Source organism: Paraburkholderia sp. BL23I1N1 (genome assembly GCF_003610295.1).
In the GTDB taxonomy this organism is placed as follows: domain Bacteria; phylum Pseudomonadota; class Gammaproteobacteria; order Burkholderiales; family Burkholderiaceae; genus Paraburkholderia.
Map to the genome: position 1 here is coordinate 2,288,579 of NZ_RAPV01000001.1, position 22,017 is coordinate 2,310,595.

Annotated in this window: 17 protein-coding genes and 1 pseudogene; 5 read left to right on the forward strand and 13 right to left on the reverse strand. The window is 60.0% G+C overall.

Annotation, left to right across the window (positions count from 1 at the left end):
- Positions 1 to 45: 45 nt before the first annotated feature.
- The 4 genes from B0G76_RS10810 to B0G76_RS10825 are packed head-to-tail and all read right to left on the reverse strand — an operon-like array spanning position 46 to position 5,629.
- Complete coding sequence (locus tag B0G76_RS10810; RefSeq protein WP_120291986.1) at positions 46 to 546, reverse strand: hypothetical protein; 501 nt, start codon at positions 544 to 546, stop codon at positions 46 to 48.
- Positions 539 to 2,824, reverse strand: coding sequence for a hypothetical protein (locus B0G76_RS10815; RefSeq protein WP_259460545.1), 2,286 nt, complete (start codon positions 2,822 to 2,824; stop codon positions 539 to 541). Before B0G76_RS10815 ends, B0G76_RS10810 begins: the two co-directional genes overlap by 8 nt.
- A 35-nt stretch (positions 2,825 to 2,859) precedes the next feature.
- Entirely contained in the window at positions 2,860 to 4,404 is a 1,545-nt protein-coding gene (locus B0G76_RS10820) for a tyrosine-type recombinase/integrase (RefSeq protein ID WP_120291990.1), read from the reverse strand.
- A 1-nt stretch (position 4,405) separates the two neighbouring features.
- Positions 4,406 to 5,629: a tyrosine-type recombinase/integrase gene (locus B0G76_RS10825; RefSeq protein WP_120291992.1), complete on the reverse strand. Its 1,224-nt coding sequence runs from the start codon at positions 5,627 to 5,629 to the stop codon at positions 4,406 to 4,408.
- Positions 5,630 to 5,887: 258 nt separating this feature from the next.
- Here B0G76_RS10825 and B0G76_RS10830 point away from each other — a divergent pair, with 258 nt between their 5' ends.
- Positions 5,888 to 6,418 (forward strand): IS21 family transposase, encoded by a 531-nt coding sequence (locus B0G76_RS10830; protein WP_120291994.1) that lies wholly within the window; start codon positions 5,888 to 5,890, stop codon positions 6,416 to 6,418.
- A 71-nt stretch (positions 6,419 to 6,489) separates the two neighbouring features.
- Here the strand turns inward: B0G76_RS10830 and B0G76_RS10835 are convergent, their stop codons facing one another.
- Positions 6,490 to 6,816, reverse strand: coding sequence for a helix-turn-helix domain-containing protein (locus tag B0G76_RS10835; protein WP_120291996.1), 327 nt, complete (start codon positions 6,814 to 6,816; stop codon positions 6,490 to 6,492).
- Positions 6,800 to 7,015 (reverse strand): type II toxin-antitoxin system RelE/ParE family toxin, encoded by a 216-nt coding sequence (locus B0G76_RS10840; RefSeq protein ID WP_246287640.1) that lies wholly within the window; start codon positions 7,013 to 7,015, stop codon positions 6,800 to 6,802. The genes B0G76_RS10835 and B0G76_RS10840 overlap by 17 nt, the downstream gene beginning before the upstream one ends.
- A 167-nt stretch (positions 7,016 to 7,182) precedes the next feature.
- On the opposite strand from B0G76_RS10840, the gene B0G76_RS10845 reads away from it, so the two are divergent.
- On the forward strand, positions 7,183 to 7,458 hold the full coding sequence (locus tag B0G76_RS10845; RefSeq protein ID WP_120292000.1) for a hypothetical protein: 276 nt from the start codon (positions 7,183 to 7,185) through the stop codon (positions 7,456 to 7,458).
- Positions 7,459 to 7,624: 166 nt separating this feature from the next.
- Here the strand turns inward: B0G76_RS10845 and B0G76_RS10850 are convergent.
- A pseudogene (locus B0G76_RS10850) lies at positions 7,625 to 8,230 on the reverse strand (transporter substrate-binding domain-containing protein); the annotation flags it as partial.
- 84 nt (positions 8,231 to 8,314) lie between these two features.
- Here B0G76_RS10850 and B0G76_RS10855 point away from each other — a divergent pair.
- Together B0G76_RS10855 and B0G76_RS44735 are read left to right on the forward strand one after the other, a co-directional pair.
- Positions 8,315 to 9,444, forward strand: a protein-coding gene (locus B0G76_RS10855) for an IS630 family transposase (RefSeq protein WP_409076707.1) whose coding sequence is annotated in 2 segments (ribosomal slippage) — positions 8,315 to 8,753 and positions 8,753 to 9,444 — 1,131 coding nt in all. Because the reading frame shifts where the segments join, the coding sequence is not laid out codon by codon here.
- Positions 9,445 to 9,655: 211 nt separating this feature from the next.
- The gene (locus B0G76_RS44735; protein ID WP_259460546.1) at positions 9,656 to 10,120 is read left to right on the forward strand and encodes a helix-turn-helix transcriptional regulator; all 465 of its coding nucleotides are present in this window, start codon (positions 9,656 to 9,658) and stop codon (positions 10,118 to 10,120) included.
- 61 nt (positions 10,121 to 10,181) lie between these two features.
- Here the strand turns inward: B0G76_RS44735 and B0G76_RS10865 are convergent, their stop codons facing one another.
- The 4 genes from B0G76_RS10865 to B0G76_RS10880 all read right to left on the reverse strand — a co-directional run bounded on the left by B0G76_RS10865 (position 10,182) and on the right by B0G76_RS10880 (position 15,923).
- On the reverse strand, positions 10,182 to 11,000 hold the full coding sequence (locus B0G76_RS10865) for a hypothetical protein (RefSeq protein WP_120292002.1): 819 nt from the start codon (positions 10,998 to 11,000) through the stop codon (positions 10,182 to 10,184).
- 115 nt (positions 11,001 to 11,115) lie between these two features.
- A complete protein-coding gene (locus B0G76_RS10870) occupies positions 11,116 to 12,552 on the reverse strand; it encodes a cytochrome-c peroxidase (RefSeq protein ID WP_120292004.1) in 1,437 nt (478 codons plus the stop codon).
- A gap of 116 nt (positions 12,553 to 12,668) precedes the next feature.
- Positions 12,669 to 14,354, reverse strand: a complete 1,686-nt coding sequence (locus tag B0G76_RS10875; RefSeq protein ID WP_120292006.1) for a phospholipase C — start codon at positions 14,352 to 14,354, stop codon at positions 12,669 to 12,671.
- Positions 14,355 to 14,597: 243 nt separating this feature from the next.
- Positions 14,598 to 15,923 carry an IS4 family transposase gene (locus tag B0G76_RS10880; RefSeq protein ID WP_120296304.1) on the reverse strand — a complete coding sequence of 442 codons (1,326 nt, stop codon included), beginning with the start codon at positions 15,921 to 15,923 and terminating at the stop codon, positions 14,598 to 14,600.
- Here B0G76_RS10880 and B0G76_RS10885 point away from each other — a divergent pair.
- Positions 15,858 to 16,394 (forward strand): alpha/beta hydrolase, encoded by a 537-nt coding sequence (locus B0G76_RS10885; RefSeq protein WP_120296305.1) that lies wholly within the window; start codon positions 15,858 to 15,860, stop codon positions 16,392 to 16,394. The two genes, B0G76_RS10880 and B0G76_RS10885, sit on opposite strands and share 66 nt — an antisense overlap.
- Before the next feature lie 81 nt (positions 16,395 to 16,475).
- Here the strand turns inward: B0G76_RS10885 and atzF are convergent, their stop codons facing one another.
- Together atzF and uca are read right to left on the reverse strand one after the other, a co-directional pair.
- A complete protein-coding gene (atzF, locus tag B0G76_RS10890; RefSeq protein ID WP_120292008.1) occupies positions 16,476 to 18,314 on the reverse strand; it encodes an allophanate hydrolase in 1,839 nt (612 codons plus the stop codon).
- 19 nt (positions 18,315 to 18,333) lie between these two features.
- Positions 18,334 to 21,933, reverse strand: coding sequence for an urea carboxylase (gene uca / locus B0G76_RS10895; protein ID WP_120292010.1), 3,600 nt, complete (start codon positions 21,931 to 21,933; stop codon positions 18,334 to 18,336).
- Between the last annotated feature and the right edge of the window lie 84 nt (positions 21,934 to 22,017).

The following is a 22,017-nucleotide window of genomic DNA, read 5'->3' on the forward strand; positions in this document are numbered from 1 at the left end:
CGTGACTGCGGGGATCATGCAAACATTGTCACACCAATCAGACGGTCATCGATGCTTTGTTTCTCGCCGGCGCTTCGGACTCTCCGCCGGGATTGGAGAGACTGCCGCTTCAGGTATTGCGCCAAGCTCCGCAAGTTTGTCCCGTGCGTCGCGATACTGTTCATAGAACCTGGCCCACTTGCTGAAGCCGCCGAGTTCGCCGACGGCGCGCAGCATCGCAAGATGGGACGCGGTCAGTAGTTGCACAGTGGCTTCGAGTTCCGCAATCCTGATGTCCTTGTCGGCAAGCGACGCCGCGGTATCGGCGCCGGAGCGTTTCGCAACGCGGCCTCGCCAGCGCCGGTATTCGGCTTGCCGCTGCTGATATCCAGCGAGCAGCTTGCTCCGGGACTCGCTACGGGTGATCGACGACGCCGCGTTGATGGACGGGTGTAGCCGCGCGACAGCGCGAGCCGTGATGTCTTCATCATCGGCCAGCAGCGTTTCGAGAATCTCGCGCATCTGGTTGTCGTCGCTGGACGACGTGGTCTCGTTAGGTTCAGTCATCAAGTACTCCACGTTCCGGGGGCAGTGACAGGTCTACGCCGTCAGGGAAGGGCCGTTCGCCCGCTGGTGTGGCAAGCAGCTTCTGTACGCCGGTCAGCCGCTTCTCTGCGTGGTCAAGCTGGTTTTGCCAGCCGATGCTGGTCGATGGTCTGGCCTGGATCGACTCAAGGGCAAGCTTGAACTTGCCCTCAAGCCTGATCAGGTTCTGTCGGTTCTCCGGCAGATCGGTGGCCGACAGATGGCGGCAGTCTGCGAAGCACTCGAGATGTTTGTGGCAGGGATCGACCGTAAATGAATTCAGGCAATGCCCATACGGTGTTGCATGGAAACCGTCCGCTTCGGCACGAAGGTACTCATACGCGGCAGTGTCGCCCTCTGTTGCCTGGATGCGCAGGAACGCGTCCACGATCGGGCCATTGGCCTTGCCGCCCTTGATGAGCCTGGCAACCGTACTGGCTTTTTCACCAAGCATGATCTCGATGTCCTGCGGGATCTCGATCTGGTCCAGATCTTCTGCGAGGCTGCGATGATCGTACTCGTAACTCTGTGCGACGCTGCGTCGGTTGAACCGCTTCGAGATGATGGTGTCAGCGACGCCCAGCCGGAACAGCTCGGTGTTTTGCAGATGACGCAGCATGTGCGATTCGATCTTCAATGCACGGTCTTCGTCGGTCTGTCCGTATTTTTCGAACAGCGACGGCAGGTCCTTGGAGTCACCGAGTGCCTGTCCAATGAACGTCGGATCAGGACGGTTAACCGACATGTAGCGGGTCACGTCGCACAAACCGTCGTTGCGCTCTTCGACAAGCGAGCGCTTGGGCTGCACGAACAGAAACTCCCACGGCTGAACGACACCGACCGCAAGCGGCAATGGTGTGGTGTCCGACACCTTCGTTGGCGTTTTGAGCCGGATATGCTCTTCGAGTTCTCCAACGTGCAGATGCGTCGCGTGCCATTCCATACGTTCAACAAGGCTAACGGGAGAGCCGTTCCCATGGCGGAAGCGCATGCCAGTCTTGCCCTCGCGCATCGCTTTTACCAGACGGTTTCCGAACTGATAGACGGCCATGTTCAGTGTAAGGTCACCGCTGCGGCGTCGTTCCATCTGATAGCCGTACAGCTCAACGAGTACCGCCGGATCGAAGTCGTCACGGTAGCGCTCGATGAATGGTTCCTGCTCAATATCCAGCCAGAACGGGTTACCCATCAACCGCGTATAGATTTCGATGATGGGCACGAGGCTGTCGGCCGGGTACCACGGAAGCAGACGCCCCGTTTCGCATTGCAGCTTCAGCGTCGCGCGTAGCGGAGCTGTGAGCTTCGCGACATGGTCGAGCGTCTCTGTCAGCAGGACCCGGAACATGTCGGGAACAGGCTGCGTGTTTTCACGAAGGAAGCGGCTGTCCGACTCGTCGTCCTGTTGCTTTTCCGCGAAGTGCCGGGCCATCAGCGACGTTGAGATGCCACCGGCTTCGCCGGCAGGCCGCCCCTTTGAGTCCAGATACGTCCGCTCGCGCTTCCAGTCGACCGGCAACAGGGCAGCTTCGCCCGCACGCATGCCAGTCACGATCATTGTGCGCACGGCGGCGAACCGCAGATCGTCCATGACCGTCCGCGGCTTCTCGGTCATCACGATCCGGGTCAGTTCCCAGAACGCCCGGCGTTCGGGTAGCCGCGCCTCGCTTTTGCGTGCCTCCAGGCCGGCGCGCAACTCGTCTTGCGACCAGGTATGTTTCGCCTTGATCGCGCTTTTCGTACGCATGCGCGTACTGTCTAGCGACGGATACAACTGCCCCACATCGCAGAGGTGTTGGGCATCAAGAATCACCTTGACGATACCGATGACCAGATCGCCAAGTTTGCCGCTGGCCTGTATCGCTGCTCCAATGCGAATCGCGATGCGGAGATCATCAACGGTTAGCTGCCAGGGATCCTTTTCCACGCATGTTGCAACCACCCGGAGCGGTCGCGCGATGTGTTGCATGACATGTCCGGTGGTGTTCCGTTTGAACAGTAACTGTTCGGTAACGGATGCCTTGATCAGATCCTGCCAGGCCGGCGAGAGGGGTCGCCGGGGCAGTGGCGCCAGGCTCTGCTCAGCGCGCTCCGCATTGATGATCGCGAGCGCCTTCGCATCAGGTCCAAGATCTCGCAGGTAATGGGTCGGCGGCGGTACGTCGCCGGCAATGACAGTAAGGTTCCAGCCGACGCCGTCGCATGCGGCACCTGTTTCGTCGAGAGGCATGTCCCACGACAGCCGTTTCTCATGAGCCAGCATTTTGCCCAGTTCAATGAACGCAGAGTAGTGTGGATTCATCGGTTGTCGGCTTCCAGTTCTTCGATGACTGTCTGTATCTCGGCGATCGTGCGTTGCAGTTGCAGGTAGGCCGGCGACCTGGTGTCGCCGCGGGAACTCTGGTCGAAGAAGATCACCACTTCACGCATCTCGGCCAGCACGCGCTCATGCATCGCCTTGTCGTGCAGGGGCATGAATTTCCTGCATCCATAGCACGATGTGACCGGGTTGTAGGGACAGGCGGGCTGGCCCGATTTGCAGCCCCCGATACCGGCAATCGGAATGCCGTGAGGTACACCGGCAATCTGCTGCTCACCTTTAAGAAGGGTGAGCTCTTCCGGGGAGATGAACCGGTCGTGTGCAATTTTTGCCACGCGTCGGTATATGTCCGACGCGCCGAGAGCAAGGTTGACGCGCTCCGCGTGGGTGGCCGATGTCTCGTAATACACGAGTCCTGTTTGCACGTTCGAATGCCCCATAAACTCGGCGAGTTCTTCGTGGCTTGCGCCGGCGTCGACGAGTCTCTGGGCCGCCGTGTGGCGCAGGTCTGTCGCCGTACCGAGGTCTTCGGAGTCGATCAGCTTTCTGACGAGCGCGGCAATGCGGGTTCCGGCTTCGTAGTTCGATTCGACAGCAAAGAAATGCCCAGCACCAGCGAGACCTTCAGCCGTTCGCCGGGCCTTTACCGCAACGAAGATCGGAGCCCACTCGCGCTTGACCCGACGCGTAAGCGGCTTTCTCTTCGAGTTGCTTTTCTGTTTGGCCATATGGAAGGTTAAATGCACCGTCGGCGGTCCATCCGGTGCATCCTGCCAGATACGTACATTTCGCATGCTCAGCATCGCAATCTGGATCGGGCGCATGGCGAACTGGTAGGCGCACAGCAACATCCCTGCGTCGCAAATAACTCCGTACGACGGGACCGTGGTCGACTCAAGCGCCACAACCATTTCATCCAGATAGCGAACAATTGCTGCCTCTTCGTCCGCGCTCAGGAAGACATCACCGGAGCGGACGCCCGCGTAAGCATCCCGGGCAGGCAAGGGAAGGGTAGTAGCGATGTAGGTATCGTAGGTATCGGCCCAGCCTCGCAATCGGTGGCGACATAGGAGTCGCAGCAGCGCTTTCACGAGGATATACGCCGAAAGAGGCATCTCGCGCACACGCAGTCTGGCCCAGACGGCCGCAATCCCGACGGGACCAGCACGAGCGATTTCAATGATATCGGCGGGCGATAAATGTGGAGCGGCGATCAGGTAGTTTGCCGCAGTCGTAACGCTGAGATCTTCGCCGAGCAGGAACAGGAAGACGTGTTTCAACAGCAGGGCGTGATTGGCCACAAACCCCGTGAAGTCGACCCTTATCGTCCGGCCGTTGATTGCCAGTTTAAAGGCCACTTGGCCGGCAGGATCCCGGATCGAGTGCAGCACATCATCGAAGTCGTCGTAATAGCGGATGACCGGCGGCAGCATCGGTAGTGCCGCTACAACCTGATCAATGACATCATCGGCGGGAACATGCACCGGAAACAGGTCCGACTGGACTCGTGGTTTGCCGCCCATATCAGATCCCCCTGGGCAAAGCCCGCAGCAGGGCAACCCGGTCGTCGAAGGCGTCATTCCAGACACCCGCCAATCGATCCTCGAACACGGCGCGCGCATACCGGGACGGCATGGCCGATGTCTTGGACCAGCCAAAGAATGTCCGTAGCTTCTGGAGGGCTTCATCCATCGCATCGCCGTGCTCCAGCAACTGATGGAGCCGGACTACGGCAGATGTGTGGCGCAGATCGTGCGGCGTAACTGCATCCTTGCCAGTCCGGTCTTTCAGCTCCGTTAGCATCTCGACCGGCAAACAACGCGTAATCTGTGCAAATACCTTTGTCAGTGTCTCCGTCGACAACGGAGCGCCGCCCTGGGAATTCAGCAGGAACGAGTGATCGGGGCGGCCCCGATAGTTTTCCACGTAGCTTTGCACAATGCTTGCTGTCAGCTCACTGACGGGCACCTGGCGAATCGAGTGCACATTCTTGATGCTGGGCCTTGAATAGCGAGAGTCGAGGTCCGTGTCCTCGTATTCGTTTTCCTGCACATTGAGCCAGTGACGCGTCCGTTGTTGCTTGTGATCGTAGGCACTTTTGACGGCGTCGGCCGGAAGCAACAGAACTTCGCCGCGGCGCAAGCCCTGATGCAGCATCAGCACAAATGCGACGAAGACGCGCCAGCGTGTCCTGTCACGCCTGAACGGATTCTGTGGAGATTCCGGGTCAAGCATCGCATACAGTGCTTCAACGACACTCGCTGGCAACGAGCGAACCGTCTCAACCGAATTATCCCGACGAACGTGAAGCTGGCTATAAAGCGCAGATAGCCTGTGCAGTCGCTGCTCGACGCGCTGAAGCCGATCATCAGGGGGCTCGCTCTTCGATAACCAGGTGACGACATCCGTCACAAAGCCAAACCCGGTTTGCCAGCGCTTTTCGTCGGCACCTGTTACCACCGGCTGATTTCGAATGGAAACAAACCACGATTCGAGAATCTGGGCCAGCACACCGTCGTCGAGCTCGGTCAGCGCGTTGTCCAGAGCATTCGTGCCGCGGAGATTATCTGCATGTTGATACAGATCCTCCAGATATCGCAGCTTCTTCGTATGCGTGGAATCCGCCAGTTGCGCGGCCGACATTGCCGACCAGACTGCGGTCCAAAACCGCGGTAGCCCGACATCGTCGACCAGCATCGGGCCACGAAGCGCCGCCGGAACCGCGGCACCGAACAATTGTTGAAACACTGGGATCGCCCGTAAGAATACGCAACGGGCAAAGATACCATTAATGGGGTCAGCTGTTGCTCAGAAATCCAGTGAGAAGCTCGCTGCACGCAACAGACCAAAACATACCAGTCCTGTTGATAATTTATCTTATGTCAAATTGAAGTTCTCTAACTTGCTCACCTCGGGCTACATTCGGTCGTCGAGCGCATCTATTTGTAAGTTTTGTAACGTTTACGTTAGATTACGCGCCGCTTCCGATTTCCAGCAGGATTCCAGGTGTCTGCAGAACAACGGCATGGCTGCCTGCAAGAGCTTCTCGCCCTGACCAACGGTCTTTCAATCGCCGCAGTCGCCCGAACGTTGCGCTGTTGCTCGCGCACAATCCGCAACTACGTCGCCGGCCGTTCGCCAATACCGTGGCATCGCATCGAAATGCTTCGCCTGCTCGCGCTTGAGACCTCCGCGACACAAGGCAATTCCAGCGGCGGTATGCCAGCCGACGAAACGCCTGTAGTGGCCAATATCGAACCCGATCCCGCGGTTCCGGACGTCCCGCCCGCTGAATTGCTCGCGTGGGTCGGCGTCCACGCCCCGCATTACCTTTCCAGCAGGCGCAGCTTCGCGCTATACGTACGCGGCTGGAACGTAGTCGACAAAATCCGTCGCGCCAAGCGTGAAGGCACGTTCGCGGCTGTGCTCGCGCGCTGGCGTACGCTCGCAGTCGAGCTGCCGCGAATGTGGCGCTCAGGCCGGATGTTTGCGGGCATTGGCCCACCTGCGTACGTGCACGACAAAACAGCATCGTGACGGCTAACGGACGTATGGGCGGAAAAATGGGGCGTCTAGCGCCCCATGTAATCTGGATGGTTTGGGAACGGTCAGAAATCGAGCTGAGCCGCCGTGATGCCGAGCGCGATCGCGATCTTTTCGCGTGAAGCCTTGCGCAAGCGATCGCTGCCTTCCTGCTGTGCGTAGGCCGATTGACTGATGCCCATACGTGCAGCGACTTCAACTTGCGTTAGGCCAAGATGCTCGCGCCAGGCGCGAACCGGCGTTGCACCGTCAACCGTCAGGCTCACGACTTCGTGCGGAATCAGGCCGCGTTCAGCACTATGCTCGGCGACATACTCCGCGTACGGAATCACGACATAGGCGGGTTTGCCGTCCGGTCCGTTGATGACCTGAATGTTAGTACGTGCGTTCATTGCGTTTCCTCACTTCCTCAATCTCGACGACCTTGATAGCGCCGTCCCAGTTGAACAAGACCCGGTAATTGCCGACGCGGAGCCGGTAGCCGTATTCATGATCGGTCAGCGCTTTCACGCTCTGGCAATCTGGCATCGCGGCCAGAGTGCTCACGCCGTCACGAATCGCAACCTGATGCTGCCGGTCAAGCTTGCGCAATTGTTTCGCCGCTTTCTGGGTCCAGTTGATCGCGTTCGTACTTCTATTATAAGAATAATATAAGTTTTTGCCAGCTCAACTTATTTTCCTTTGCCACGCCCTGCCCGCCTTCCGCAGATCTGCCTGCTGACTTGGGCGCTGATTCTACAGTTCGCCTGAAACACGCAGTGTCGCCAGCACCGCTTGTCCTTTTGTCAGGCTGGCCGGTCTGTCGCAGTTTCGAAGATCGCCAAAAAAGTGTGCTGCATGGGCGAATAATTTGTCCCCGTACCGACGAGCCTCCACCAGAGGTCGCGGCCGCCGGTCATGATCGCTGCATCATCCCGATCAAGCCGGAGAACGTCGATGCGTGGCTCAATCCAAATCCGTCCGAACTGGCTGCGCAATACGCCATTCTTGATGACCGCGAACGGCCGTATTACGAACATCGGATGGCGGCATGATGCGCGCGCGGTGCTGCACAACCAGCGGCAAATTTCAGCAGTCTGGCAGGGCCTACTCCCGCTAACAACCGGTTGCGACTAGGGGCGGTACAAGCAAAAGGGCTCCGCCTCTGGGGAGCCCTTCGATCGGACAACAGGGCGTGCAAAAAGCGCACTGGTCCGTCCGTCAGCTCCTCGGCGCAATGTCGAAGTCGAAGTACTTCTTCTCGATCTTCTTATAAGCGCCGTCCCTCATCATGCCGTCGATGGCCTTGTCGATATCGGCCTTCAGGTCCGTGTCTGCCTTGCGAAGACCGATTGCCGCCGCGCCGCTCGGAATCGCTTCGCCGGCGAGCGCGTACCCGTTGCCGCGCGGCATCTTCAGAAAGCCCAGCTCGGCCTGAACCTGGTCCTGCAGCGCGGCATCGATGCGGCCTGCCTCCAGGTCTTGATAAACCTGATCCTGGTTCTGGTAGGAAACGACCTTCACGCCGTTCGCTTCCCATCTCTTGGCGTAGGTTTCCTGAATCGTGCCTTGCTCGACACCAACCGATCTGCCTTTGAGCGACTCGACCGTCGGGTGCAGGCCCGAGCCTTTCCTGGCGACGAGCGCGGTCGGCGTTTCGAAGAGCGGAGACGAGAACGCGATCTGTTCTGCGCGCTCTGCCGTGATCGTCATCGAGGACAGCACGCCATCGAACTTCCTCGCCTTAAGTCCGGGAATCAGGCCGTCGAAGTCGTTTTCAACCCAGACACATTTCGCCTTCAGGCGGGTGCAGATTTCATTGCCTAGTGTCGTGACTTCCGTGAACTGTCGGTAAATATGGGGCCGGGGAAAGACGTTGTAACCACGAGCACGCTGCGCGAAAATCGGGGAATGGAAAAATACATCGTTACCCTGACGGCGAAAGAAAGAGAGCAACTCGAAGCGATTGTGAGCAAAGGTTCGCACCAGTCCCAGAAGGTAATCAACGCTCTCATTCTGTTGAATTGCGACACCTCTTCAGGGCGCTGCCGTCGCTCCGGGCAAGAGGTCGCAGCGGTGTTGCACGTGAGCGCGCGCAAGATCGACCGGGTGAAGAAACGTTTCGTGGAGGAAGGCTACGAAGCCGCGCTTGTCAGGCCGCCGGGCCAAAGGGTCTACGACAGCAAGATTGACGGCGAGCTTGAGGCCCGCCTGATTGCGCTGAGCTGCGGCGAGCCTCCCGAGGGCCAGGCGAACTGGTCGCTGCGGCGATTGGCGCAGCGTGCCGTAGAGCTGGAGTACGTGGATAGTCTCTCGCACGAAACGGTGCGGCGTGCGCTCAAAAAAACGAACTCAAGCCGTGGCGCAAGATAGGCTGGATTATCCCGCCCAAAGCGAACGCGGAGTTCGTGGCGGCCATGGAAAACGTGCTCGATGTGTACCACCGGCCCTACGACGCGACGCGCCCCGTGGTGTGCATGGACGAGACGCCGCGGCAGTTGATTCGCCAGACCCGCGAACCGATCAAAGCGGCACCAGGGCGTCCTGCGCGGGAGGACTATGAGTACGAGCGCTGTGGCGTGTGCAATGTCTTCATGGCATCGGAACCCCTTGCCGGACGGCGTCTGACGAAAGTCACCGACTCCCGGACCAGGGTGCAATGGTCCCGCTTCGTACAGGACATTGCCCAGGCCTACCCGGATGCGCAACGAATCACCCTCGTGATGGACAACCTGAACACCCACACGGCCGCCGCGCCCTACGAAACCTTCCCGCCATCGCAGGCCAAAGCGCTGTGGGACCGGTTTGAATTTGTCTACACGCCCAAACATGGCAGTTGGCTGGACATGGCCGAGATCGAACTCAATGTGATGATCAAGCAGTGCCTCGACCGGCGCATCGACAACATCGACACGGTGTGCCGCGAGGTGGCCGCCTGGCAGGCTCGACGAGATCAGCTTAAGGCCAGGATCAACTGGCAGTTCACCACCGACGATGCCCGCATCAAACTGTCCAGGCTATATCCGACATTTGAGGCCTGACGAAACACTAGAGTGTCGACTTTAGCTTGGCTCCGGTTGCTGGTCACTATGCGTAGAAATGCACATAGTGGCTGTTCAGCCATAACAGACCAATGGACTGATACGTGCATCCGAGACGAATGCGATAATTCCGAAGACGAGGCCAAAGACTTTGGCGCAACAAAAGGACCAAGAAGTACTGTTTCAGTCGCTTGTGTACGAAGGATCGTCGATGAGCGGCGTGCTGAACATGAGGAAAACGCCCTGGTTTCCTTCCTCGATCAAGCCTGTCAGGGAAGGCTTATACGAAACCCACTGGTTGATTAGATCGTGGAGCATATTGCGCTACTGGGATGGGAAATTGTGGCGTACAGATGGGCAAGTCTGTAGCAGGCAAGACTACGCCTGGCGCGGCCTTGCTCGCCTTGGCCAACTTCATGTCGCTGGCCATGCCGCCGAGCATGGCGCCGAACGTAGACCGATTCCACATGAAGTCGTGAACGCGACGGTCGATGGTGCAACTCCGTCTCGAGCGTGGCGGGAGCACCTTGGGCTGACCCAGGCAGAAATCGCTGCGCACATGGGTATCAGTCAATCGGCCTACTCTCAACAGGAAGGTAAAAAGCGGCTGAGGGAGTCCTCGCGCACAAAGATTGCTGCGGCGCTTGGCATCACAGCGGATCAACTTGACTTCTGATTAGCCAAGGTGCGTGAATCTGACGGACGAAGGCAACGGAATCGCCAATTGCTTTTGTTTTTCAGGACGAAGCTGCCTGGCGGTTTCGCAGGTTGAGTTCAACCGTCTCTAAAAGTGCGTCGAATAAAGCCTCATCGGAGTCGGACATCGAAACCGCGCGCGAGTCCAGTGGGACGCGCGAACGCTCTACCTCTGCGCAGACGACAATGTCTCTTGCGGTTGGCATTCTCGTGTTTTTTTGCCGCTTGTATTGAATTCTATAAAGTTTGGCGCTCATCTCGGGCCCGGCCCACAAGTCGCTCACCGATCTGATTCGGCCTTCAAAAACAAACCGAACCCACACCTTTTCATGCCCAACCGACTCATCGGTCATTACCTCCGCAAGCACAAGGAGTATGAACGGGACGTCAACCTGCTCGAGCTCGCTGTAAGACCATAGATTCAGCACGTCGGCAACCGATATGAGGTTGACAAAGCGCTCGATGGAAAGCGATTTGACCAGATCGGCCATTACGGCGAAGTGAGCCTGCCATCGCGCAATAAAAGCGGCACGATTGCGGCTCTCAACCTCGATACTCGGCATCCCTCGCGCGAAGAGGACCGGGGGCTGGACAGCGCTCGTTGTGAGCGGGCACGGCGATGAAGAAAAATGCTGTCGGTGGAAGAACTGAAGTCCTAGCCGCTCGTCATTCTCCACAATCATCATCTCGCGACGACAGAAAGGACATCGCGCGAGGTGCCCTTCCGCACCTTGCAATCTGAGTTCGTCAAGGTACGAGGCAGCATCCACGTACCGTTCCGCCTTGTGATGCAATGCGAGAGGGAGGTGAATTTTGGGATTTTTCACGGCCAGATTGCGTTCAATAATTGCTGACGTCATTGACGACCAGATGCTTGCGTCGTCTCATTTCGGTAGCGCAGGACAGGTCGCAGCAAAAACAAAGGGTCGCGGTGGCATCAGCGCAGCCCTTTGTGCCCAGCAAAGGCGATATGGCCTAGTGCGCGCTGACTTGGTATCCGTCATTCAACGTCTTCAGAAACGCAATGATGTCACGAATGTCCGCGTCAGTCATCGCGGGCTTGTCTCCGAACTTCCGGTCGAAGGGCGCATCCTTGTCGTCGATGTTCACATGAAACTGTATCGGCAGGTCGTCGTACTTCTGGATTTTCCCATCCGCGTAGTGCGGATAAAACTTTTGTGGAGCGGTGTTGCGTTCGTTGTAGAAGGCCATGACATCTTCAAGCGAGGTATAGACGCCATTGTGAAAAAACACCTTGCGCGTCGACACGTTCCGCAGCGTCGGCGTGAGGAACATGCCGCAATATTGTGTCTGATCTTTGAGGTCCGTCCTGAATGGACCACAGATACCCATGTCGAAGAAACTATGGTCTTTATTGACGACAAGGTGGTTGTTGCGGGGCACGCCGAGCGCTTCGTACTCGTAGTCGGTGAACATCGGCGGCAGGCCGTCAGAGCCCGGCTTCGAAAGGTGGCAACCGGCACAGTTGGCCTTGTCCGGGTCGTTGAACAGACGCAGTCCATGCAATTCCGCCTGACTGAGCCGCGCCTTGCCTTCCAGCCAGTAGTCATACTTGCTGGTGTACGGATGGAACGACAGATCTTCCACCTGATAGCGTGCGACCGCAAACATCGCCTCGGACATCGCAAGCGTTGCATTTTCGAATACATTCGCCCCAAAAATCTGGACGAAGTCGTTCCTATAGGGCGTGCGCTCGAGCTTCGCAATAACATCCGCCACACCCGTGTTCGCCATCTCAACCGGATTGAGCATCGGTCCAGACGCTTGTGCCTGCAGCGTATCCGCGCGGCCGTCCCAGAACATCCCGCCCTGAGGAACCATCGCGGGAGCGGCAGGCGCCACTCCCGCGTTCTTTTGTGCTCTCGCCACACCGGACACTTGACTTGCAACCTGCGCTAGATCAGGGGCGTTGTCCGCGTCGCCCGAATCCGGTCCGATACTGAAATTCGGCTGCCGGTAGAGATACATCAGCGACGGTGGCGGCCGGTAGCCTTGCTGCGACAACGATGGTCCGCCCAATTGGACAGCCAGATTATTGGCGGGAGCATATGCATGCTCCGGACTGTGGCACGAAGCGCATGACTGGCGGCCGGAGGCTGAAAGCGTGGGGTCGAAAAATATCTTCTTCCCAAGTTGGGCTACTGCACTCAGCTGGGCCGGCGCTACGGGACGCTGGAGCTCAATAGGATTGGCGTTCGCACCCGTGACGCTTTCGACCACCGCGCCCACTGCCGCAGGTACGCGTGAGGGATACAGCAGCTCCCAGCCGCATAGGCCGACGGCGATGACGGCCGCTATGGCGACAACCCACACAAGCGTGCGCCGGACGCTAAACTGGGATCGACTCTGAATGGGACTTGTTTCAGTTGGGCGAACTGAAGAGGCGGGCATATGAACGACGACAAGGAATCTGAAAACGAAAAATGTTGCCAGCCCGAAGGGCTGGCAACACCGAAGTAATGTTCCGTTTCGCATCGACACGCATGCGTCGATGCAATCTGCGGAATTTAGATGGCAGGTACCGAGGGGACCACCGAACCCAGATTCGGGTCGACAAACACAGTGGGGTTGTTGCCGGTGCCACTGAAGTTGAACAGGCCCATAATGCTGCCGGCCGTTGCATCGAAGGAACCGCCGCCGATGCGTTGGCTGCCCAGCCAGTTGTCTTCGATAAAGCGAACCACTGATGCCTGGCTAATCGGGGTGTGGTCAACATAATTGACCTTAGCCCATGGCGAAATCACGAGGAACGGGATACGCGTACCCGGGCCGCATCGACCATTGACCGCAGCGCCCTTCACACCGACCGGAGCCGTTCCCGAACCGCACTTACCGGCACCGTTCAGTTGGTCCGCCTGAGCGTCGAACGACGAGCTCGTCGGATTCGCATAAGCATGGTCGTACCAGCCATCCGAATCGTCCCACGCAACAATAACTGCAGTGTTCTTCCAGTCAGGCTGTTGCTGCAGGAAGTTAACCACCTTGGCCGTAAATGCCTGCTCGTCGAGCGGATCGGAGTAGCCTGCATGGCCGTCCTGGAACGCCGGGGCCTTGATAAAGCTCACGGACGGATAGTTACCTGCTTTCACCGCGGTGAAGAAATCGTCGGAGTCGTACTGGTGGTTCGCCGGGTCAGCCGTCTTGCCGTCGGATTCAAGCGTGAAGCCGATGGCAGCCGTCGAGCTCGGGCGCAAGTGCTGCGCGTTTGCCGTCGACGCGTAGTACTGGAACCAGTTGTGATGCGGAATGTAGTCGGCCGTCGCTTGACCAACCACCGGTGACACCGTGCTGCGCTTGCAGCCCGTCGTACCATTGCTGTTGGTCGTCGACAGGTTGAAGCCGCCCATGAAGCCGCCCCACGTGACGTTCTTGGCGTTAAGCAGGTCGCCGATGTTCTTGCCAGACATCAGAATCTGATCTGTCGTGCTGGAGCACGGATCGTTCGCCGGGTCAACGTCATTGATTAGGGTGATGCCACCTTGACCATCGTTGACGTAGTAAGAGTGCGATGCTGTCGTCAGATTGAACGGCTGCTGGCTAGTCTTGACCAGTTGCACACCGTTATTCTGGCCGGAGATAACTTCCAGGGCACCCGGCGTCGACGGACCAAACGTATCCGTATACGCGTTGTCGCTCATCGCAAAGTGTTGCGCCCAGTTCCACATGGCCGCAACTGTGTTGCCGTCGTAGTAGCCCATGACCTGGCCGGTCGTACCGAACGCGCCTGCGCCGCCGCTCGACCCTTTACCCGTATACAACGGGAACAGGTCGGCCGCGCCATTGTTATATGCCTGCTGCTCTGCCGTATAGGCGTGATTCTGGTCGGCAGTTGCTGCCTGCGTACGGTCCAGTCGGAACGGATTCGTAGCACCGGCACCGTTAAGTGTATTAATAAGGTTCGGATTGTTGGTCAGCAGCGTGCCGCTTAGACCATTTACCGACGGTGTGCCTGCGGCAGCTGTGAACGCAGGTTCGCCCGACGGGTTCGTCGCATTCGGGTAGGTTGCGAAGTAGTGGTCGAACGAGACGTTCTCGTTATAAATCACGACCACGTGCTTGATGGGCGTCGCCGTCGTCAACTGATCTTGCGTTGTTACAGGCGTGAGCCCATTTGATCCACTACCGCCGCACGCGTACAGCGAGACGGCTAAAGCAATGCCTGATACGCCCAACAGGAAGGCTCGAGAAAGCATGCGATTAACTCCGGATGTCGTTTTGCTAATTGTTTTCCGTCCGCCGTTTCGTGGCGAAACGAGCGGCTGCGTGGGACCGCTTACAAACCCACGTGCATTGGAACATCCCGCTATTACCGGGAAGTGGCGATCTGCTTTCTCAGTCATTACGCATCGCGTGCAAATGAACATTTTTGAAAGAATTGATGCGGGTCAGTGCCCATTGCGGACGCGTGCTTACAGCCAGCCCTTTCAAGGTCTTGATCAAGATGTCCCGCCCTTGGCGCGCTTAAGCAGGCGGGCTGTACTGTGATGGGCACGGGCTACTGCACCTTCGACATAGGGGGCGCGTTTGCGGGTCTTGGGACCACGCCTGCGTGTGCGTACCTGGGCTGGGTCGACGCATCGTGCCAGCTCGAGCAGTTTGCCGGCAATCACATCGGGCGTGGCATCGCTCCAGTGCGACCATTCATCCGGCGGCAGCGCGATGAGCATGCCCTCATACTGGGTGCGAATCTGCACAGCAAGGTAATACGTCGAGACCTCCGTTGGCGCTGCATCGGTTTCATCGGCTGCAGCATGGGCAGTTTGAACACTGCGCTTGAGCGTGGCCAGCACGTTGTACGCCAGCACCGCGACGGTAAAACCCAGCAGCGCGGCACGTGGATGCCCCAGGGTGCGGATCTCGCTATGCAGGACCGACTCGAGTCGCTGGAACATGCCTTCGATACGCCAGCGCTTGCGGTACAGCCGGGCGATCTCGTGTGCGCCTACCGCGGCAGGCAGATTGCTCCACAGCCTGATCACCGTGTCTCCCGCATCGGTAGGCTGGTCCAGCTGCAGTTCGATGCGCCGCCAGCCCTGCAGCCCGGACTTCAGGTCAATGCGTTGCTCACGTACCTGTCCGGTCTCGATGCGCGCAGCGTCCACCCATGGCCCACTACTGGCAAGCGGCGGGCTGTTGCGGCCATGTTCGCGCACGATGAAGCTGGCCTGTGCCTGATGCCAGCCCAGCAGGATCGTGCTGGTACAGAAATTCCGGTCGGCCAGCCACAGCTCGCCCGGGCCGGCACATTCGAGCAGCGGGGCCACCGCGGAACGCTCCTGCGCGTGCGCATCCTCAACAGCGATCAGATCCGTGACCAGACCCAGATCCGGCTCGTAGACGACCAGAGCATGCCCGGGCAACGCGGCGCCCCGCTGTTCGCGCAGCGCTGCCAGCCGCTTCTCACTGGCCGGCAGGTGATTGCCATCAAGCACACGCACACGCCAGCCGGGCAGGCTAGCCTGGCATGGCCACGCCGCCAGCACCGGCTCCAGACGCTGGGCGCTGCCCTGTACCAGGGCACGCAGGATCGCGGGTTCGGTGCGGTTGAGCTTCTCGTACAGCGCGGCCAGCGACACCGGTAGGTGCTTCGTCTGCGTCGCCGCAGCGTGCAGCGACGGACTCAGTCCCAGCGACACCAGCGTCATCAGTTCCACCACCGTCGAGAACAGCAATTCCCGTGGATATTGCCGCAGCCGATGCTCGGCAAACACCTCGTCGACCCATTGCGGTGCGAGGGCTCTCTGCAGTGCCAGGCGTGCCATCACGCATACCGGTGCCTGCTGCTCGAAACGCTTCATCACCTCGTCAAACATCCCTTCGTACCCATCGTCCTTGAACAGGTCGCCAGGTTACCAGGTTTGCCGCGCAAAGACCTTGAAAGGGCTGGGCTTCATTGGTCGGCCGAAGGCTACGGCAAGCTCTCCGAGCAGGCATTTGTGAAAGACTTCGCCGGCGATCTACCGACGGCTGAAGCAGAAACCTTCTATGCGGTTCAGCAGCCGATTGGCAAGGCGATCACGATGGCGAAGACGACCGTCGCCGCGTGGCACGACAAGCCGACCTGGTATGCGGTGTCGACTGACGATCGGACCATCAACCCCGATCAGGAGCGCTTCATGGCGAACCGGATGCACGCGCATACGATCGAGCTTAAGTCGAGCCACGTGTCGCTGCTTTCGCATCCGACTGAAGTGGCAGGTCTGATCCTCGAAGCGGCCGGCGAGCAGAATTAAGGCGGCGCTCGCGTCGCCTCGCAACTGCTCGACACCAGCGGCGATCTGATTGCGAAAGCGAATCGCTTTGATGAAATACATTTACCGATTTTCCAGGTACTGGGAATCGCTTGAGGAAGAAATACGGCTGGCAAGCCATGCTCGCCAGCCGCCCCACTCCGTGATGTCGGTGCCAGACTCCAGCCCATACGATTCGCACACGAATCCCGTCACCCACTCGCCATTCGCCAGTTCAACCTTTCCTAGCGAAAGCGGAGAGGGAATAGTGGTGATGAACGAGCCCAATTCCAGACTGGGCATCTCCCAGACCTCAATCGCGATCGCCGTGCCGCCGTCCGACACTCGCCGCATGCCGGGCCGCCGCGTGCCATCTGGCGTGGCGGCCAGCGCAGACAAGCGATAATGCGGCGCGGTTTGTGTAACTTCCACCAGGCGTGCACCGCGACAAACCAGGTCACGATTGAGCGGCAAACCCTGCATATGGGCGCCGCACACCGCGACCTTTACGCGATCGTTGCTCGCCTTAGGCCCGTTGTTCGCATCGGCCTTGCCACCGCCGACGCATTCGATTCCGCTCATCCGTTGCAACATGTCCGCCGCGCTCAACAGATACTGATCCGTGAACGCCCGGCCGAACACGGTTACCCCCCACGGCAGGCCATTTGCCATGAACGCGGTCGGCGTTGCGACTGCCGCGTAGTCAAGCAGGTTCATGAAGTTCGTGTAGTAGCCGAGCAACGAGTTCGGCCCGATGGGGTCGCGTTCCAGCTCGGCCAGCGTGACGGCACGCGGATAGGTCGGCGTCAGGACGAAGTCGAGTGGTTCAAGCGTCGCGTCACAGATCGCCTTCAACGCTTGCAGGCGATATTGCGCACGAAAGAGTTCGACTGCGCTCGCCCCTGGCGCTTTCGCCAGCACATCGCGAATGACCGGCAACACGGCCTGCGCGTTCGCTTCCACCAAATCGCCCACAACGCTGTAGCGCTCCGCGACCCAAGGGCCTTCGTAAAGCAGGTTCGCCGCCTCGACGAACGGCGCGAAGTCGATTTCGACGGCCTCGCCGCCCGCCGCTTCGAGCATCGCGCGAGCCTTCGCAAACAACACAGGGCTTTCGGCACAGCCCGCGAATTCGAGTTGCGACGGCACGCCGAACCGGAATATGGCGAGCTTGCCGAACGCGCGCGCATCGTTCCATTGTGGGTTCTTGCGGCTGTATGCATCGCGAGGATCGGCTTGTGCCGTGAGTGCGAGCAGTTCGCTGGCCTCGCGCGCGGTCGCCGTGAAGTACGTCACGCAATCGAGCGTGCGACAGGCCGGCACAACGCCGGCGGCCGACAGCAGACCTTTGCTCGCCTTGAGCCCGACGAGGTTGTTCAATCCTGCCGGCACGCGGCCCGAGCCTGCCGTGTCAGTGCCGAGCGCGAAGCTGGCGGCGCCCAGCGCGACGGCCAGCGAAGAACCCGCGCTCGATCCGCCCGACGGATAGTCAGGATGCACACTGTTACGGCATTTGCCGTACGGTGAACGCGTGCCGTTAAGGCCAGTGGCGAACTGATCGAGATTGGTCTTCCCAATCGGCACGGCGCCCAGTGCGATCAACTGCGCAACGAGTGTCGCCGACTCTACCGGCGTATAGGCGAACGCAGGGCAAGCGGCCGTTGTCGGAACACCGGCCAGATCGATGTTGTCCTTGATCGCGAAGGGAATGCCATAGAGCGGCAATGCTTCGATATCCTGTGTTTCCAGCCAGTCCAGATACGGCGCAACTTCCGTTTCGCTCAGAAGGTGGATGAACAGATGAAACTCGGGATTCAGTGCTGCGGCTTTCGCCAGCAACTCGCCGATCAACTTGCGCGGCGTCAGTGTGCCGGCACGGTAAGCGCCGCGTAGCGTGGACAGGCGCAGATCGAATGAAGACATGAGTGTTTTCCCAGGAAAATCAAAGACGTTCGATAACGGCAACCCGCTGCCCCGCGCGCACCGGCGAACCGGGCGCCACGTGAATTTCGCCGACGGTCCCCGCACACGGCGCGCACACGGAGATTTCCATTTTCATCGACTCGATGACGAACAGCACGTCGCCCGCCTCGACCCTATCGCCGGACGCCACCCGCACCTGCCAGAGGCTGCCGGCAATCTCGCTGTCCACCGCAATGTCCCCGTCTGCCAGCGGCGCCAGTTCCACGCTCTCCGTGACTGGCGGGTCGAAACCCTCTTCTGCCGTTCCCGCTTCGCGCCAACGCTCGCGTTCGGCCTGAAACGCGGCCTGCTGCCGCGCGCGGAATTGCTGGATGCCGGTGGATTCGCGCGTGAGAAACGTTTGATAGTCGGCCAGCGACAACTCGGTCTCTTCGATCTTCAATGGATAGCGCCCGAGCGGAAAATCCGCGCGAATACGCAGCAACTCGTCGGCAGCGACTTCGTAGAAGCGGATCTGGTCGAAGAAGCGCAACAGGTACGGCCGCCCCGCGAAATCCGCGACTTCCCGATAGCGGTTCCACATCTGCAACGTGCGGCCAACGAACTGATAACCGCCTGGCCCTTCCATCCCATACACGCACAGATACGCTCCGCCGATGCCGACCGAGTTCTCCGCCGTCCACGTGCGCGCCGGGTTGTATTTGGTCGTCACCAGCCGGTGGCGCGGATCGAGCGGCGTCGCGACCGGCGCGCCGAGATACACGTCGCCGAGCCCCATCACGAGATAGCTGGCATCGAAGACAATCCGTTTGACGGCGTCGATCGAATCGAGGTCGTTGATGCGGCGGATAAACTCGAGATTGCTCGGACACCAGGGCGCGTCCTTGCGCACCGTGGTCATGTATTTGTCGATCGCGAGCCGGCACGCGGGATCGTCCCACGACAGCGGTAAATGCACGATTCGTGACGGTGCGCGCAAATCCTTTTGCAACATAACGTCCTGCCACGCGCGCTCGACGATCGCGAGCAACTTCGAGAGCGGCAGGCTTTCAGGTTGATAGTGAATTTGCAGTGAGCGGATGCCGGGCGTCAGATCGATCACGCCAGGCAGCGCCATCGCCTCGAGCGACTGCATCAGCGCATGACCCCGGAAACGCAAGACGAGATCGAGTTCCGTCGGGCCGATTTCGAGCAGCAGATGTGTGTCACCGGAAACCCGAGCGACGAGCCGTTCGCGATCCGTGCCGGTATCGAGCACGATCGGCGACGTGAGCGCTGCTGCCTTCGTGTATGCCGGCCTCCCCTCGAATTCGAGCGTCTGCAATTCGCGCAGACGCTGGCGTGCTGCCTCACGAGCTTCATCGATCTGCACCGGCACGAAGCGCAGCTTGTCACCGGCCTTCAACTGGCCGATTTGCCAAAGATCCGCCTCGATGATCGTTACCGGACATACGAAGCCGCCAAGGCTCGGACCATCGGGTCCGAGAATCACCGGCATGTCGCCGGTGAAATCGACGGCGCCGACCGCGTACGGGTTGTCGTGAATGTTCGACGGATGCAATCCTGCCTCGCCGCCGTCTTCGCGCGACCACTCCGGCTTCGGTCCAATCAGACGCACGCCAGTGCGGCTGGAGTTGAAATGGATCTCCCATTCGGTGTCGAAAAACTGCTCGATATAGCGCGGGCTGAAGTACTCCGGCGCACCGTGAGGGCCATAGATCACGCGCAGCGTACGCACGGTTTCCAGCACGGGAACATTTGCGAGTACCGCGCCCGCGCGCTCGTCCTGCAACGAATGAAGATGCAGCACATCGCCCGCACGCAACGCTCGCCCACCATGTCCGCCGAACTGGCCGAGCGTGAAGGTGCTGCGGCTGCCGAGATACACCGCGACGTCGAAGCCGCCGCGCACGCACAGGTAGGCACGCGCACCCGCGCCGCGAATCGTGCCGAGCGCGAGCGTCGAACCGGCCGCCACGAACAGGGTCGTGTTCAACGGCTGTTCGATATCGTCGAGCAGCGCGGGCAGATTCGCGCCCGTCACAACGACGACGGCGTCCGTGTTGAAGCGCAAGGTGGGCCCACTCATCGTGATTTCGAGCGCGGCAGCGTCGGCGCCGTTGCCGAGCAGCCGGTTGCCGAGCCGCAACGCACGGTCGTCCATTGGACCGGACGGCGGAATGCCGACCGCCCAATAGCCGAGGCGGCCCGGATGATCCTGCACGGTCGTCTGCGTGCCGCCGCTCACGACTTCGATCGTGCTTGCCCGATACTTGAGCCCTTCGAGGCAGCGCGTCCACGGCTCGCCCGAGGCAAACGGATGATCGTCGAGGATCTGGCGCAGATAGTCGCGGTTTGTCTCCACGCCATAGAGTCGCGTGTTCTGTAACGCGTCACTGAGCGCCTCGCGCGCCGCGTCGCGCGTCGGCGACGATGCGATCACCTTGGCCAGCATCGGGTCGAAATATGGCGGTACTTCACAGCCCGCCTCGATCCACGTATCGATGCGCAGCGCGCGCCCGTCGGCGCGCGGAAACGCGACGTCGGTCAGCAAGCCCGGGCTCGGCTTGAAATCGCGGCCCGGGTCTTCGGCGTAGAGCCGTGCCTGAATCGCGTGCCCCTGCGGCTTCAACCCCGCCGCGAGCGCCTGCAGCGGCGCGAGCGTGCCCGCCGCCAGTTCGATCATCCAGCGCACGAGATCCACGCCCCAGACCTGCTCAGTCACGCCATGCTCGACCTGCAGGCGCGTATTCACCTCGAGGAAATAGAACTGTTGAGCGGCGCTGTCGTAGACGAATTCCACCGTGCCGGCCGAGCGGTAACTGACCGCTTTTGCGAGCTTCACCGCGGCGTCGCACAAGGCGGCCGGGATGCCGTCCGGCAGATTAGGCGCGGGCGTCTCTTCGAGCACCTTCTGGTTGCGCCGCTGCACCGAGCAGTCGCGCACGCCAAGGGCGATCGCGTCGCCGCGGCCGTCGCCGAAGACCTGCACTTCCAGATGCCGCGCCCGCTCGATGTACTTTTCCAGGAACACGCCTGCATCGCTGAAGTTGTTCTGGCCGAGGCGCTTCACCACCTCGAAATGCGCGCTCAGTTCCTCGGCGTTCCAGCACACCCGCATGCCGATGCCGCCACCGCCCGCCGTACTTTTCAGCATCACCGGATAGCCGATCGACGCCGCTGCATCGAGCGCTGCCGGCAGATCGTCAAGTAAGCCCGTGCCTTCGAGCATCGGCACGCCCTCCTCTGCCGCAATGTCACGAGCCGTGTGCTTCAGTCCAAAAGCGCGCAATTGCGCCGGCGTCGGTCCGATGAACGCGATGCCTGCCGCTTCGCACGCTTCGCCAAAGGCCGCGTTCTCCGACAGGAACCCGTAGCCCGGATGGATCGCCTGCACGTTCTCGCGGCGGGCAATTTCGAGAATCTTTTCCGTGTCGAGGTAAGTGGCGGAAGCCTGACCGTCGCCGAGACCGTGCGCGATGGGCGCCTCGCTCACATGAAGGCTCGCACGATCCGCTTCCGCATAGACGGCGATACCGGTTACATCGAGTTCACGCAGCGTTCTAAGGATGCGGCACGCGATAGCGCCGCGATTGGCGATCAGGATTTTCTCGAACATGAGAGGGGACTGGATTCATGGGCGGGCCGTCCCGCCACGTGGGAATTGCAAGCCGCAATCGTCCGCGGCAGAGGTCCGTGTCAG